The organism is Nocardia sputi (assembly GCF_023501985.1).
In genome coordinates this window covers 27,713-42,048 of the sequence record NZ_JAMFLC010000040.1, presented here as the reverse complement: position 1 = coordinate 42,048, position 14,336 = coordinate 27,713, and the positions used below count along the sequence as shown (strand labels likewise).

Genomic DNA, 14,336 nt, shown 5'->3' with positions numbered 1-14,336 from the left:
CAGCAAAAAGCTGACAAAAAATGCCCGACCCTCCACACGGGGAGTGCAAGAGCCGGAACCAAAAAATATTTGGCACTGACATTCATCGACACACTATTGAGTTCTCAAAGAACACACGCACACACATTCACCCCGGTATTCACCGGAACTTCAGTGAGGCAACTTTTCCAGCTTAGCTCATTCGTTGACCCGATCAAAATCGGGCTCCCGATCGAGCCAGTGTGATCGCCAGGCGCTCCTCGTCCTACCTCGTTTCCCGGTCCATCCACTCAGCGTCTCCGCTTCGCTTCTCGGCTCCGGGTCGGTGTCCGTGTCGCTCTGACCTGGAATAAGTTACGCGGCGTCGAACGCTTCGTCAAATCGCCTGCGCAACGCACGATTTCGCAGGTCAGAGGCGTGCACTCACCCCGGTTCGACACCGAATGACACAAATGTGATTCAAGCCACCCGAGATCGACTTCGGAAGCTCACCGGGCTGCGCGACCACTCCATGAATCGAGTTCTCCCGTTGCCCACCAGGCGGGCGTGTCGGGCGATCCAGCGATGACGTCATGCGCCGCACCGTAGCGCCGCTTCCGACGGGGGTCTGGCGAATATCGGCTGGGGTGGTCAGCCCGTATTCCTGGCCGCACGGAGTAATTTCGCGCCGAGATCACCGAGCAGAGCTTTCATTTCGGTGGGTTCGACGACCTCGAACTCCAGGTCCAGGTGGGCGATGCGGAGGGCGGTCCACTCCAAGGAATCCGCCGAGGTGCGCAGAAGACAGGTCCGCGCGTCCACCGGTTCGATCTCCTCCGCGCGAACCCGGAACGCTTCGACGAGAGTGTCGGCGCGGGCGTGGACCCGCAGGATCACCTCTCGGACCGGCCTGGTCCGGGCCAACTGGCTGGTCACGAAACTCGCCGCGTCCTCGGCGGGCAGCGCTCGGGGTGCGCAGCGTATTCCGGTGGGCTGCGGCGCGGTCACGCGGTCCACGCGGAAAGTGCGCCAGTCACCGCGACCGACATCCCAGGCCACCAGATACCAGCGACGACCCGCGGAAACGAGGCTGTGGGGTTCGGCGAGGCGGCTGGTCTCCGCGTCGGCCTTGTCCCGGTAGCGGAAGCGGATTCTTTCGTTGTCGCGTGCGGCGGCGGCCAAGGCGACGAGAACTTCCGGATCGATCCTCGGACCGGCGGCGGGTCCGCCGAGCGACACGGTGGTTGTGTCTATGGCGTCGACCCGGCGGCGCAACCGCGACGGCAGCACTTGCTGCAGTTTCACCAGGGCGCGGGCGGCCGATTCCTCGATACCGACGACCGCGCCTTGTGCCGCGCCGCGCAGTCCGAGGGTGATCGCGACCGCCTCCTCGTCGTCGAGCAGCAGAGGCGGCAGCGCCGCGCCCGCCTCCAGCCGGTATCCACCGATCGCGCCGAGGCTCGCGACCACCGGATATTCCAGCTCACGCAGGCGCTCCACGTCCCGGCGCACCGTCCGCACCGTGACCCCGAGACGCGCCGCCAATTCCGGGCCGCTCCATTCCCGGCGGGTCTGCAGCAGCGACAGCAGCTGGAGCAGTCGCGCGGCGGTCTGGGTCACGCGCTCCAGTATGGCCGCGAATAAGGACAGAAACCGACCTCATCGGCTCCTAGCGTGGCCTTCGTGCATGCTCATCGAGACACCATCGAGATCGTCGGGGCCCGCGAGAACAACCTGCGCGACGTCTCGCTGACGATCCCCAAGGGCAAGATCGTGGTCTTCACCGGCGTCTCCGGTTCGGGTAAGTCGTCGATCGTCTTCGGCACCGTCGCGGTCGAATCGCAGCGACAGCTCAACGAGACGTTCACCTGGTTCATCCGCAACCGGCTGCCGAAATACGAGCGGCCGGAGGCGGACGCTATCGACAACCTGGCCCCCGCCGTGGTTGTCGACCAGAAGCCGATCGGCGGCAATTCCCGTTCCACGGTGGGGACCATGACCGACATCCAGTCGATCATCCGTGTGCTGTTCTCCCGGCACAGCGTGCCGAGCGCCGGCGAGGCCACCCGCTATTCGTTCAACGACCCGCTGGGTATGTGTCCTGCGTGTGGCGGGCTGGGCCAGGTGGTGCGCCCGGATCTGGACAAGCTCATCGATACGGGCAAGTCGCTCAACGAGGGCGCCATCACCTTCGGGCCCTTCGCGGTAGGAACGTTTCAGTGGCAGCTCTATGCCGAGTCGGGACTCTTCGACGCGGACAAGCCACTGCGGGAGTTCACCCCGGAAGAATGGGAATTGTTCCTCCACGGCAAAGGCTTCCGGGTGCCGCGCAAGAATCGGAACGGCTCGGCGGGTAACAACGCCTACGAAGGCCTGCTGGAGCGGTTCGACCGTCTCTATGTCAAGCGTGATCTCACCGCGCTTTCGGACAAGAATCGCGCGGCCGCCCGAGCGGTGGTCACCGAGGAGGTCTGCCCGGAGTGCGGTGGCGCCCGGCTCAACGCCGCCGCGCTGGCGAGCCGCATCGATGGGCTCGGCATCGCCGACTACGGCAGGCTGGAGATCACCGAACTCATCGAGGTGCTCGAAGGCCTGGACGATCCGGTCGCCGCACCGATCGCGCGGGCCGCCGTCGCCCGGTTGCGCCGGATCGAGGAGGTCGGGCTCGGCTATCTGTCGCTCGATCGGGAAACCGCGACCCTGTCCGGCGGGGAGGCGCAGCGCCTGAAAGTCGTCCGGCATCTGGGCTCCAGCCTCACCGGCATGACCTACATCTTCGACGAGCCGAGTGTCGGCATGCATCCCCGAGACGTGGGCCGGCTGAACAACCTGCTGATCCAGCTGCGCGACAAGGGCAACACCGTCCTGGTCGTCGAGCACTCCCCCGACGTCATCGCCGTCGCCGACCATGTAGTCGACATGGGGCCGGGCGCTGGAGGACGCGGCGGACAGGTCGTCTTCCAGGGGACGGTCGATCAACTGCGGGCCGCACGGACGCCGACCGGGGAACGACTGCGCCGGGCGCGGCGGGTCAAGGAAGACGTCCGCGAGCCGGACGGATGGCTCACCGTCACCGGCGCCGACACCTACAACCTGAAGAATCTCACCGCGCGCTTTCCGACGGGCGTGCTCACGGCGGTGACCGGAGTGGCGGGCTCCGGGAAGAGCACACTGGTGTCCGGCGCGTTCGTCGCGGCACATCCGCAGGTCATCGTGGTCGACCAGTCCGCAATCGCCGCCTCCCGCCGCTCGAGCCCCGCCACATATCTCGGCATCATGGATCCGCTGCGTCAGCTTTTCGCCAAGCAGCACGGGGTCCGGCCAGGCCTGTTCAGTTTCAACTCGGATGGCGCCTGCGGCGAATGCGATGGCGCCGGGGTGATCTTCACCGACCTGGCCTACATGGATCCGGTCACCACGGTTTGCCGGTCCTGCCACGGACGCAGATTCCGGCCGGAGGCGCTGGCCTACGAGATTCGCGGCGCGTCCATCGCCGACGTGCTGGAGATGCCCGCCGAACAGGCGCTGGACTTCTGGGCCGAGGAGGGCGACCGGAGGATTCGCACGCCGTTGCGGGCACTGCTCGACGTCGGGCTCGGCTACCTCGCCCTCGGCCGCTCGCTCACGTCGCTGTCCGGCGGGGAGCGCCAGCGCGTCAAGCTGGCCGACCATCTCCAGCGTCGCGACGGAGCCGGCGTCTACGTGCTGGACGAGCCCACCACCGGGCTGCACATGGCCGACGTCGACACCCTGGTGGCGCTGCTGGACCGGCTGGTCGACGCGGGCAACACGGTGATCGTCATCGAACACGACCTGGACGTGGTCGCGCGCGCCGACTGGGTGATCGATCTCGGACCCGACGGCGGAAAGCACGGCGGCGACATAGTTTTCGCCGGGACGCCGGCGGCCTTGCTGCGGGACGATCGGTCCCTCACCGCGGAGTACCTGCGGCGCAGCGTCGCCGCCTGAGCATTTCCGCATGCCGAGGACGCGGACCCGAGAGCTCAGGACGGCACGCGACGACCGCCGCGGCGGCATCATGAACCTATGACGACGCGGCAGGTGGTTCGAGCGGGGGCATTCGCGCGGATCTACGATCCGAGCGTCGGCGAGCCGGAAGCCTGGTACATCAACGACCACACGATGGTTCGCGATGACGCCGGGCGGTGGCATCTGTTCGGAATCACCCACCCGGAGCCCGCGGATCCGTTCGACGAGGTCGAGTTCGCCCATGCCAGCGCCGACCGGCTGCTCGGGCCGTGGACCAAGCACGACGCCGCGCTGCGGGTGAATCGGGACTACGGCGAAACGCATCTCTGGGCGCCCTATGTGATCGGCGTCCACGGGCAGTACCACATGTTCTACGCGGCGGGCGGCGCGGACCGCACCCGCGCCGCGATGAACTCGGCGACCTCGCCGGACCTGTTCCGCTGGACCAGGTCGCCGGCGGGTCCGCTGTTCCGCGACGGATACGACGCTCGTGACCCGATGGTGGCACGTGTCGGCGACCAATGGGTGATGTACTACTGCGCGACCAGCGCCCCGGCCGGTGGTCATCACGTCGTCGCCTACCGAACCAGCACCGACCTCGTGCACTGGGGCGAGCGGCATGTCGCTTATACGGACCCGACCAAAGGCACGGAAGCGGGCAATACCGAATCTCCTTACGTCCTGCGGCACGACGGATGGTGGTATCTGTTCATCGGTCCGCGTCCGCATTACGTCGGCACCGACGTGTTCCGCAGTGACAGTCCATTCCGGTTCCGCATCGGGGACAAGGTCGGTCACATTCCGGCGCACGCGGCCGAAGCGGTCCACGACGACGGCCGCTGGTGGATCACCAGCGCGGGCTGGGGCCAGGGCGGCGTGCATCTGGCGCCGCTCACCTTCCCGCACTCACGCGTAGCCAAAACGGTTCCGAGATAAGCGAAGCGGTCCGAAGCGCCGAGCCGGGCTCGATTTCGGCGAAACGCCAACGGGCTCGGTCGTGACTGGTATCTGTTGATCGAGTCGAACTCTCCGATCACCCACCTACGGGAGGGACCGGCATGGCCCGTATCGGCGTTATCAGTATTTCCGATGGCCGCGACTACGTGCATGCGGGCATCGCCGACTTCATCGCCTCCGCCGAGGATCGGCTGGTGGGCGCGCTCGCCGCGGCGGGACACGACGTCGTTCGCGGCGCTGCCCCGGTCAGCGACAACGCGCTGGCGAGTTCGGTGGCGCGCACGGTCGCGGGCGCGGGCGTGGACCTGACCGTTCTGCACTATGCGGTCTGGGCGTTCCCGCACTTCACCATGCTCGCGGCGGGCGCAATCCCCGGGCCGCTGCTGTTGCTGTCGAACGTCGACCCGGTGCAACCCGGCATGGTGGGCATGCTCGCCGCAGGCGGCGCACTGGACCAGATCGGACGCAAGCACAGCAGGCTGTGGGGCGATCCGTCCGATCCCGAACTCATCGAAGCCATCGGTGTGCGCGCGCGTGCCGCCGCGGCCGTCTCCGGACTGCGGGGTACGACATTCGGGCGCTTCGGCGGGCGACCGATGGGGATGAACACCGCGGTCGCCAACACCGATCAGTGGCAGCGGCAATTCGGCATCGACGTCGAGGAGATCGACCAGTGGGAGATCGTGCGGCGCGCCGAACTCGCCGACGCGGGCGAGGCCAGGGCCGCGCGCGAGTGGCTGGAGCGGCACACCGCGGGCGTGCACTACGACGGCGCCAAACTCACCCCCGAGCTGCTGGAACGCCAGATCCGCTCCTATCTGGCGATGCGCGAGCTGATCGCTGAATGGCGCTTGGATTTCTCGGGGATCAAGGGACAGCCCGAACTCACCCAGTACTTCGCCACCATGGACGTCACCGAGGCGTTCCTCAACGATCCCTACGACTGGAACGGCCCCAAAGAGCCGCACGTCTGCGCCACCGAGGCGGACATGGACGGCGCGCTGACCATGCAGCTGCTCAAGCGGATCGCCGGCACCCCGGTGCTGTTCGCCGACGTCCGCCACTATCACGCAGACCGCGACATCTGGGATCTCTGCAATTCCGGCCAGCACGCCACCTGGTTCGCCGCGCGCAGCGCCGACCCCGCGGAGAATCTGGCGAAGGTGCACCTGTACCCGGAGGTGTTCTTCTTCCCCGCGGGCGGCGCCTCGGTGCACCACTTGGCCGCGCCGGGCCGGATGACGCTCGCGCGGCTGACCCGCCTCGACGGCCGCTACCGCATGCAACTGATGCTCGGCGAGTTCGAGAACTACGACCAGCGGACCAACGAGGCGCTGATGAAGCAATCGACCTGGGAGTGGCCGCACGCGTTCGCCCGGCTGGACGCGCGCGCCGAGGACTTCTTGAACCGCTTCGGCGCCAACCACATCCACGCGGTGCCCGGTGATCACCGGGCCTCGATCCGCGCGACGTGCGAACTGCTCGACGTCACGCTGGACGAGTTCACGCGGTGACGATGTTCCTCGGCATCGACATCGGAACCTCGAGCTCCAAAGGCGTCCTCACCGATGCCCGCGGCACGATCGTCGCCAGAGCCGAACGAGCGCACGACGTTTCCATGCCGCACCCGGGCTGGGTCGAGCACGACGCGGAAGCGGTGTGGTGGGGCGATTTCGTGGCGCTCGCCCGCGACCTCGTCGACGCGGCGGGCGGCGCCCCGCTCGACGGTCTGGCGGTATCCGGCATCGGCCCGTGCCTCCTGCCCGCCGATGCGCAGGGCACGCCGCTGCGTCCGGCCATCCTCTACGGCGTCGACACCAGGGCGAGCGCCGAGATCACGGAATTGAACGACGAATTCGGCGCGCGGGCCGTGCTCGACCGCGCCGGATCGACGCTGACCAGCCAGGCCGTCGGTCCGAAGGCCCGGTGGCTGGTCCGGCACGAACCGGAGGTCGCCGCACGCACCGAAATGCTGCTGATGGCGAGTTCTTTCCTGGTGTACCGGCTCACCGGCCGGTACGTTCTCGACCACCAATCGGCCAGTCAGTGCGTACCCCTGTACGACTTGCGTGCCCGCGCGTGGGCGACGGATTGGGCCGAGCGGATCGTGCCGGGATGGTCGCTGCCCGAACTGGCCTGGCCCACGCAGATCGTGGGCCGGGTGACCGCGGACGCGGCGGCCGCCACGGGTCTTCCGGCGGGCCTGCCGGTCACCACCGGCACCATCGATGCGTGGGCCGAGGCGGCCAGCGTCGGCGTCCGCGCGCCGGGCGACGCGATGATCATGTACGGCACCACGATGTTCCTGGTGCAGGTGCTCACCGACCCCCGCCCGCATCCCGGCCTGTGGGGCACCTGCGGCACCTGGCCGGACACGTACACGCTCGCCGCGGGCATGGCCACCTCCGGCGCGGTCACCGACTGGCTGCGCAAGCTCGTCGGCGGCGAGTTCGCCGACCTGGTCGCCGCGGCCGCGGACGTGCCGCCCGGCAGCAGAGGGCTGCTCGCGCTGCCCTATTTCGCCGGGGAGCGCACTCCCCTGTTCGACCCGGACGCCCGCGGCATCGTCGCGGGACTGACCCTCGGGCACGGAAAAGCCGAGCTCTACCGCGCGGTCCTGGAAGGCATCGCCTACGGGGTGCGGCACAATCTCGAGGCCATGACCGAAGCCGGTGGGCGGGCCGGGCGTCTGGTCGCGGTGGGCGGTGGCACCAAAGGCGGCCTGTGGACCCGGATCGTCTCCGATGTCACCGGCCTGCCACAGCAGTTGCCCGCCGACACCGTCGGCGCGAGTCTCGGCGACGCGCTGCTCGCGGCCGAAGCCGCCGGCGTCGATACCTCCGCGTGGAATCCCGTCGTAGACACGGTGCGGCCTCATCCCGCGCGCACCGCGAAATACGAAGAGTATTACCGTCATTACCGCGATCTGTACGACCACACGACGAATATCGCGCATTTCCTGGCGGCCGAACAGCATCGTGCCGGTGCGCCTTCATGATCGCGGATATCCATGCGACGATGCAGAGTTGCTTCGCAGAACGATACGAGGATTCCATGCCCACGATCACCTTGACCCAGCACGATTTCGAGTCCGTCGTCGCGTCCCACGCCATCGTGCTCGTGGATTGGTGGGCGGGCTGGTGTGGGCCGTGCCAGCGATTCGCTCCCGTGTACGAGGCGTCGGCGGATCGGCATCCGGAGATCGTGCACGGCAAGGTCGACACCGAAGCAGAGGTCGCGTTGAGCGCGCGTGCCCAGGTCACCCAGTATCCGACGCTGATGGCGTTCCGGGAGGGTGTGCTGGTCTACTGCGAGGCGGGGGCGTTGATGGCGGACGCGCTGGAGGACCTCGTGCAGCAGATCCTCTGGCTCGACATGGACCAGGTCCGGCGGGAGCAGGCCGAAGCCCGGCAGCTCGCCACGACCGGCGGGTCCGGCGCCTCCCGCAGAGCCGGACTCGCGCCGACCGCACCCCGATACGGCTGGCCGGGACTGTGACCGCGCCGGGCGGTGACCTGTGGCGGCTGGACGGCACGCGCACGCGGTCGGTCAGCGCCGAGAATCCGACCGGAGCGCCCGGCGCGGGCGCCCGAGCGACCGACGGCACCGGAGCGCGCGCGGCCAGGCTGCTGGGGGCGGGGTGGAAGGTTTCCCCGTCCATCGCGCTCGCCGATGGGGAAAACGCCACGTTGGCCGATGTTTCCGGGCCCGGCGTGTTCCGGCATTTCTGGTTGACCACCGAACGTTCCGTCTTGCGCGGGCTGACGTTGCGGATGTCCTGGGACGACGCCGCGCGGCCCGCGATCGAGCTGCCACTCGGTGACTTCTTCTGCAACGGCTGGGGCGAGCTGGCCTTGCTGAGTTCGGAGATGGTGGTCGTGGCGCCCGCCGGAGGACTCAACAGCTACTGGCCCATGCCGTTCCGGCATCGAGCGCGCATCACGCTCGAGAACGGCTGCGGCCGTGAGGTTCCGGTGTACTACCAAGCGACCTATACCGAAGAGGACGTGCCGGACGGCGCCGGGTATCTGCACACTCGGTGGACGCACACCACCGGAGTGGGCAATCCGGCCGTACACACGATTCTCGACACGACACCGGGACCGGGCCGCTACGTCGGCACCTATCTAGCCATTCGCCCGGGTGCGCCGGGATGGTGGGGCGAAGGTGAAGTCAAGTTCTTCCTCGACGGAGACACCGATCATCCCACTATTTGCGGGACAGGCACCGAGGACTATTTCGGCGGCGCCTGGAATTTCGATCTCGACGGGACCTACCGGACATATTGCACGCCCTATCTCGGGCTGCACCAAGTGCTGCCGCCGGAAGAAATCTATCGACCGGATCAGCGATTCGGGATGTACCGCTGGCATGTGCGCGACCCGATCTGTTTCGAGCGCGAATTGCGCGTCACCGTGCAGGCCCTCGGATGGCGGGACGTGGAGACCTATCTTCCGCTGGAGGACGCCCACGTCGCGACCACCGCATGGTGGTATCAGGCCTGATCAGGGTCGTCCGCGTCCGATGCCGCGAAGTCCGGTGCCAGCAGTTCGTCAGCGCGTGCCAGCGCCGCGTCCAGGTCCGCGGTGACACCGTCCAGGACGGTCAGCCCGTCCAGCAGTCCGGCGAGTTCGTCCTGCACGGCTCGCAGTTCCGCGAACGCCGGGTCGACGGGGAACCACGCGACCGAGTCGTGCCACCACGGATCACCGGAGAGCCAAGCCCACAGCACGTCGCGCACGAGCACCGGGTCGGAGGTGTACATCTGGAAGGTTTCCGTCGCCGACCCGGCCCGGTGCTCCAGTTCGTAGACGCCGTCGGGCAGCAACCTGGCACGGATGTCGTGCAGGTCGGCCCGGCCGAGCTCCAGAATGGCGTGTTCCGGACCTGCGGATTCGTCGAGCAGGTCGCCGAGCGCGTCCTCGGTCAGTTCCGGCAGCGGCGTCCCGTCTCCCGTGCGGATGCGCACGTCGGTGGGGTCGATGCTCATCGCGCCAGTCTGCCCGATACGGCGGTCGGACACGTGAAAGGGGCCGGTGCGGGGCGGTCGGGGTGCAAGGTGGTCGGTATGCGTGTGCTCGAGACGATCGAAAGGTTGGTGGTGCGGCAGGCGCGTGACGCGTCGTACCGTTCCAGCGGCCGCGCTACGCCCGGGTTCGGTCAGCGGTGGGCAGCAGGGGGTCCGGGCAAGGCCGTCCGCCTCGGATCACGCGGCGGATTCGTCCTCGGGATTCGACCGGATTCGTCCGGGGTCGTGCCGATCGCCCCGCGCCGGGGATGCCGCGTCGGCGGCGCGAACGGAATTCGATGGGGGTGGGCAGGATGACGACGGTCGCGGGAATCGACAGCTCTACCCAGTCGTGCAAAGTCGTCGTCTGTGACGCCGACAGCGGTGAAATCCTCGGTCGAGGTCAGGCGCCCCACCCCGAGGGGACGGAGGTCGCACCGGCCGCGTGGTGGGACGCACTGTGTACGGCGGGCGCGGGATTGCTCGAGCACGTCGACGCGATCGCCGTCGCGGGACAGCAGCACGGCCTGGTCGCTCTGGACGCGGCAGGTCGTCCGGTGCGGGACGCGCTGTTGTGGAACGACCTGCGCTCCGCGGACGCGGCCGAGGAATTGATCGCCGACCTCGGCGGAGCGCGGGCGTGGGCCGATGCGGTGGGCAGCGTGCCGGTGGCGGCCTTCACCGTCGCCAAGTTGCGCTGGTTGGCCGACCACGAGCCCGAACTCGCCGACCGCACCGCGCACGTCCTGCTGCCCCACGACTACGTGACCTGGCGACTCCGGGACGGTGGCGCCGGCCATATGCCCGAGCCGACCACCGACCGGGGCGACGCGTCCGGCACCGGTTACTGGTCGCCCGCCGATGGCGGCTATCGCGAAGACCTGCTGGCCATGGCCTTTCGCGGACGTAGGCCATTCCTGCCTCGCGTCCTTCGCCCGGACGAGCCCGCAGGCCGGACGCCGTCGGGTGTACTCGTCGCCGCGGGAACGGGCGACAACGCCGGGGCCGCGCTCGGTTTGGGCATCACGGAAGGCGACGTGGTGGTCTCCCTGGGCACCAGCGGGACGGTCTTCGCTCGTTCCGGTCGCCCCGGCGCCGACCCGAGCGGCGCGGTGGCCGGATTCGCCGACGCCACCGGCGCGTTCCTGCCGCTGGTCTGCACGCTCAACGCCGCGCGCGTCCTGACCTCGACCGCCGACCTGCTCGGCGTGGATCTGCCCACGCTGGAATCGCTGGCCGCGCCGGAACCGCCGGGCGCCGACGGCGTGGTCCTGTTGCCCTACCTCGCCGGTGAACGCACACCCAACCTTCCGCACGCGACGGGCAGTCTGCACGGTCTGCGGCCGGGCGCCATGCGTCCCGGCACCGTGGCCCGTGCCGCCTTCGAAGGCTTGCTGTGCCATCTCGCCGACGCGCTCGACCACCTCACCGGTTCCGGGGTGACGCCCCGGCGCGTCCTGCTCATCGGCGGCGCGGCACGCTCGCGGCTGGTCGCGGAGGTGGCCGCGCAGATCTTCGGCGTCACGGTGACGGTGCCGGAACCCGCCGAGTACGTCGCGCTCGGCGCCGCTCGCCAGGCAGCCTGGGCACTGAGCGGTGCGTCCCGGCCGCCGGCCTGGCCCGCGCGCACGGTCGCGGAGATTCCCGCGCCTACCGATGCCGCTGCCGGGCGACGGATCCGCGCCGAGTACGAGCGGGCACGCCGGGCGCTGCACGGCTGACCACGACCTTCGCGTGCCCTGCCAGGCCGGGTCCGCCGGTGCCGGGACCCGAAGCCGCGCGTGCACCGCTGTTCCGGTCGCCGATTTCCATCGCTGGGGTGGCGTCTCGACGGCCGGAGGGGTTTGATCACCCTCGTCGAAGAGAGGTGGACGAATGACCGATACCCAGGTGCGAAGGGCGGTGACGGCGGAACGGACGGAACTCGCCGAACTGTTGGCCGGGCTGGATGCCGCGAGCTGGGACGCGCCGACGCTGTGCGCGGGCTGGCGGGTACGCGAAGTGGTCGCGCACATCACCATGCCGTATCGGCTGTCGAGTGCCCGCTTCGCGCTGGGGATGCTGGCGGCGTTCGGCAACTTCAATCGCATGGCCGACCGCACCGCCCGGGTGGACGCCGCCACGCTCAGCGCGTCGGATCTGCTGAAATCGCTGTGGGACAACGTCGATCACCCCTGGCGGCCACCGGGCGGCGGACTGTCCAACGCGTTGAGTCACGACGTGATCCACGGCCTGGACATCACCGTCGCGCTCGGCCTGGACCGCCGGGTGCCGGATGATCGGATGCGCTTGGTCCTGGACACGATCGATCCGAAGACCGTCAAGCTGTTCGGAGCTGAACTCGGCGGTGTCGAACTGCGCGCCGACGACCTGGACTTCAGCTACGGCTCCGGCACGGTGCTGTCGGGTTCGGCTCAGGATCTGCTGCTCGTACTCTGCGGCCGCAAGCTGCCCGCCGGACATCTGCGCGGCTCGACCGCGCCGCGATTCACCGCGCCGGGATGACCCGACTGTGCGCTACCGGGCGGCGTCGGCAAGCCCGCGCAGATAGGCGGCTGTTTCGTCGTCGGCAGGGAAGTACGCTTCGACCGCGACCTCGTCGAGCGTGATGTCGAAAGCCGCGCCGAAGGTGGTGATCGTGCTGAAGAACGAGAGTTCGGCGTCGCGGTGGCGCAGCCGGATCGGCAACATGATGTCCGCGGGGTCGCTGTCGGCACTCCCCGGGGCGCCGTAGCCCCACAGTTCCTCCTGCAGAGCCGCGAGTTCGGCATCTCCGGTCGCCGTGACCTGGCGCGCCAGGCGGGGCAGCAGGAAGGCCCGGACCTGTTCGAGATTGCGCAGCCGGGAGGCGAATCCCCGTGGGTGCAGACCGAGCCGCATCATGTTGACCGGAGGTTCGAGCAGATCCGGATCGACGTCGCCGAAGAAGACACCGACGCAGTCGTTGGCCTGTACGAGATTCCAGCGCTGGTCCACGGCCAGCGCTGGAAAGGGTTCGTGCAGATGCAGGACTCGCTGTACGGCGGAACGGGCGCGCCGTAGCGCGGGATCGGTCCAATCGCGGCGCTGGAACTCGGGAGCGTGTCCGGCGGCGAGCAGCACTCGGTTGCGTTCGCGCAGCGGGATGTCGAGCTGTTCGGCCAGGTGCAGCACCATGGATCGGCTGGGAATCGTGCGGCCGGTCTCGACGAAACTGACGTGCCGGGCGGACACGTCCGCCTGAATGGCCAGATCGAGCTGACTCAACTTCCGCCGGTGCCGCCACTCGCGCAGCAGCTCGCCTACCGGTCGGTCACCGTTCATTGGCCCAGTATCGCGACGGCGGGGTCGTACCGCCATTACATGGCAGGTAATCGACACTTCTGTCGGCCCGCTGCCAGTCTCGGCGGCATGACGAACGACAACAACGTGGCACTACGCAACAAGGAACTGGTCCTGCGATGCTTCAGGGAATTCGCGGCGGGCAACATCGACGTGCTGCGAACGCTGCTGCACGAAGACTTCCTCGAGCACAGCCCCGGAAACCCCTCCGGGAAGGACGCCTTCATCGAGTTCATCGCGCAGGCGCCCGTGGCCGCGTCCCGGCTCGAGCTGGCGCGGGTGATCGCCGACGACGAGTACGTGGTCACGCACTACCGCATGATCCCGCCGGATGAGCCCGCCGAAGCGGTCGTCGACATCTGGCGGTTCGTCGACGGGAAGATCGTGGAGCATTGGGATGTCGTCCAACCGGTGCCCGAACCCGATCGAATACCGCACGGCATGTTCTGAGGCGGAAATTCGTGTGCTCGATGGATCCGGGCGAGGCTATGGTCGAGCGCGTGAGGTGGATCGCGCCCGACATCGAACGCACCGAAGCGCCACTGGTCGCCGACGAGCGCACCATGCTGCGGGCATGGCTCGACCGGCACCGCGACACACTGCTGTGGAAGTGCGCCGGGCTCGACGGCGACCAGCTTCGCGCGCGCTCCGTCGAGCCGTCGACCATGTCGCTGCTCGGCCTCGTCCGGCACCTGACCGAGGTCGAGCGCGGCTGGTTCCGGCGTGCCGCGGCGGGCCGGGAACTCGGATACGTCTATTGCTCCGAGGACAATCCGGACGGCGACTTCGTCGACATCGCCGACGCCGACCCGGAGGCGGCCTTCGCTGCCTTCCGGGCCGAGATCGCTGAAGCGGACGCGGCCGTCGCGGCCTTGCCGCTGGACCACACCTTCCGCCATCGCTGGAGCGACGACGTCTACACCTTGCGCTGGGTATACCTGCACATGATCGAGGAATACGCCCGGCACAACGGTCACGCGGACCTGTTGCGGCAGCGGATCGACGGTCTCACCGGCGACTGACGGGCCACCGGCCGCTTCCACCCGTATTCATCGGATCCGGTTTCGATCGCGAACCGGACCCGGCCCGATCGAGGTGCCGG

The 14,336-nt window shown here is 68.5% G+C and carries 14 protein-coding genes; 11 read left to right on the top strand and 3 right to left on the bottom strand.

Translation table 11 applies throughout. The features are described from left to right. Positions 1 to 225, top strand: a 225-nt coding sequence (locus M8859_RS34715) for a hypothetical protein (protein ID WP_249645526.1), incomplete at its 5' end; no start/stop codon positions are given. Between the two features lie 384 nt (positions 226 to 609). Here M8859_RS34715 and M8859_RS34710 read toward each other — a convergent pair. Further along, on the bottom strand, positions 610 to 1,578 hold the full coding sequence (locus M8859_RS34710) for a helix-turn-helix transcriptional regulator (RefSeq protein WP_195070590.1): 969 nt from the start codon (positions 1,576 to 1,578) through the stop codon (positions 610 to 612). Positions 1,579 to 1,641: 63 nt separating this feature from the next. Here M8859_RS34710 and M8859_RS34705 point away from each other — a divergent pair, with 63 nt between their 5' ends. The 6 genes from M8859_RS34705 to M8859_RS34680 all read left to right on the top strand — a co-directional run bounded on the left by M8859_RS34705 (position 1,642) and on the right by M8859_RS34680 (position 9,410). Further along, a complete protein-coding gene (locus M8859_RS34705; RefSeq protein WP_159930442.1) occupies positions 1,642 to 3,927 on the top strand; it encodes an ATP-binding cassette domain-containing protein in 2,286 nt (761 codons plus the stop codon). 78 nt (positions 3,928 to 4,005) lie between these two features. After that, positions 4,006 to 4,884, top strand: a complete 879-nt coding sequence (locus M8859_RS34700) for a glycoside hydrolase family protein (RefSeq protein WP_223516358.1) — start codon at positions 4,006 to 4,008, stop codon at positions 4,882 to 4,884. Between the two features lie 122 nt (positions 4,885 to 5,006). Then, a complete protein-coding gene (locus M8859_RS34695) occupies positions 5,007 to 6,419 on the top strand; it encodes an L-fucose/L-arabinose isomerase family protein (protein ID WP_249645525.1) in 1,413 nt (470 codons plus the stop codon). Between the two features lie 2 nt (positions 6,420 to 6,421). Next, complete coding sequence (locus M8859_RS34690; protein WP_195070740.1) at positions 6,422 to 7,903, top strand: FGGY-family carbohydrate kinase; 1,482 nt, start codon at positions 6,422 to 6,424, stop codon at positions 7,901 to 7,903. A 56-nt stretch (positions 7,904 to 7,959) separates the two neighbouring features. After that, positions 7,960 to 8,403, top strand: a complete 444-nt coding sequence (locus tag M8859_RS34685; RefSeq protein WP_308221253.1) for a thioredoxin family protein — start codon at positions 7,960 to 7,962, stop codon at positions 8,401 to 8,403. Beyond that, on the top strand, positions 8,400 to 9,410 hold the full coding sequence (locus tag M8859_RS34680; protein WP_249645524.1) for a glycoside hydrolase family 172 protein: 1,011 nt from the start codon (positions 8,400 to 8,402) through the stop codon (positions 9,408 to 9,410). The genes M8859_RS34685 and M8859_RS34680 overlap by 4 nt, the downstream gene beginning before the upstream one ends. Here the strand turns inward: M8859_RS34680 and M8859_RS34675 are convergent. Next, positions 9,401 to 9,895, bottom strand: coding sequence for a hypothetical protein (locus M8859_RS34675; protein WP_249645523.1), 495 nt, complete (start codon positions 9,893 to 9,895; stop codon positions 9,401 to 9,403). The genes M8859_RS34680 and M8859_RS34675 overlap by 10 nt on opposite strands. A 332-nt stretch (positions 9,896 to 10,227) precedes the next feature. Between M8859_RS34675 and xylB the strand changes: the two genes are divergently transcribed. Both xylB and M8859_RS34665 read left to right on the top strand, forming a co-directional pair. Then, the gene (gene xylB, locus M8859_RS34670) at positions 10,228 to 11,634 is read left to right on the top strand and encodes a xylulokinase (RefSeq protein WP_159930436.1); all 1,407 of its coding nucleotides are present in this window, start codon (positions 10,228 to 10,230) and stop codon (positions 11,632 to 11,634) included. Positions 11,635 to 11,788: 154 nt separating this feature from the next. Continuing rightward, entirely contained in the window at positions 11,789 to 12,418 is a 630-nt protein-coding gene (locus tag M8859_RS34665; RefSeq protein ID WP_159930435.1) for a maleylpyruvate isomerase family mycothiol-dependent enzyme, read from the top strand. Positions 12,419 to 12,430: 12 nt separating this feature from the next. Here the strand turns inward: M8859_RS34665 and M8859_RS34660 are convergent, their stop codons facing one another. Continuing rightward, a complete protein-coding gene (locus M8859_RS34660) occupies positions 12,431 to 13,216 on the bottom strand; it encodes a helix-turn-helix domain-containing protein (protein ID WP_159930434.1) in 786 nt (261 codons plus the stop codon). A gap of 87 nt (positions 13,217 to 13,303) precedes the next feature. On the opposite strand from M8859_RS34660, the gene M8859_RS34655 reads away from it, so the two are divergent. Both M8859_RS34655 and M8859_RS34650 read left to right on the top strand, forming a co-directional pair. Further along, positions 13,304 to 13,684 (top strand): nuclear transport factor 2 family protein, encoded by a 381-nt coding sequence (locus M8859_RS34655; protein WP_159930433.1) that lies wholly within the window; start codon positions 13,304 to 13,306, stop codon positions 13,682 to 13,684. Between the two features lie 50 nt (positions 13,685 to 13,734). Further along, positions 13,735 to 14,256, top strand: coding sequence for a DinB family protein (locus tag M8859_RS34650; protein WP_159930432.1), 522 nt, complete (start codon positions 13,735 to 13,737; stop codon positions 14,254 to 14,256). The last annotated feature ends 80 nt before the right edge of the window (positions 14,257 to 14,336 follow it).

Excerpts from the sequence above, each read along its gene's own strand:
- M8859_RS34700 (WP_223516358.1), top strand. The coding sequence starts at position 4,006 with ATGACGACGCGGCAGGTGGTTCGAGCGGGGGCATTCGCGCGGATCTAC.
- M8859_RS34695 (WP_249645525.1), top strand. The coding sequence starts at position 5,007 with ATGGCCCGTATCGGCGTTATCAGTATTTCCGATGGCCGCGACTACGTG.
- M8859_RS34690 (WP_195070740.1), top strand. The coding sequence starts at position 6,422 with ATGTTCCTCGGCATCGACATCGGAACCTCGAGCTCCAAAGGCGTCCTC.
- M8859_RS34685 (WP_308221253.1), top strand. The coding sequence starts at position 7,960 with ATGCCCACGATCACCTTGACCCAGCACGATTTCGAGTCCGTCGTCGCG.
- M8859_RS34675 (WP_249645523.1), bottom strand. The coding sequence starts at position 9,895 with ATGAGCATCGACCCCACCGACGTGCGCATCCGCACGGGAGACGGGACG.
- xylB (WP_159930436.1), top strand. The coding sequence starts at position 10,228 with ATGACGACGGTCGCGGGAATCGACAGCTCTACCCAGTCGTGCAAAGTC.
- M8859_RS34665 (WP_159930435.1), top strand. The coding sequence starts at position 11,789 with ATGACCGATACCCAGGTGCGAAGGGCGGTGACGGCGGAACGGACGGAA.
- M8859_RS34660 (WP_159930434.1), bottom strand. The coding sequence starts at position 13,216 with ATGAACGGTGACCGACCGGTAGGCGAGCTGCTGCGCGAGTGGCGGCAC.
- M8859_RS34655 (WP_159930433.1), top strand. The coding sequence starts at position 13,304 with ATGACGAACGACAACAACGTGGCACTACGCAACAAGGAACTGGTCCTG.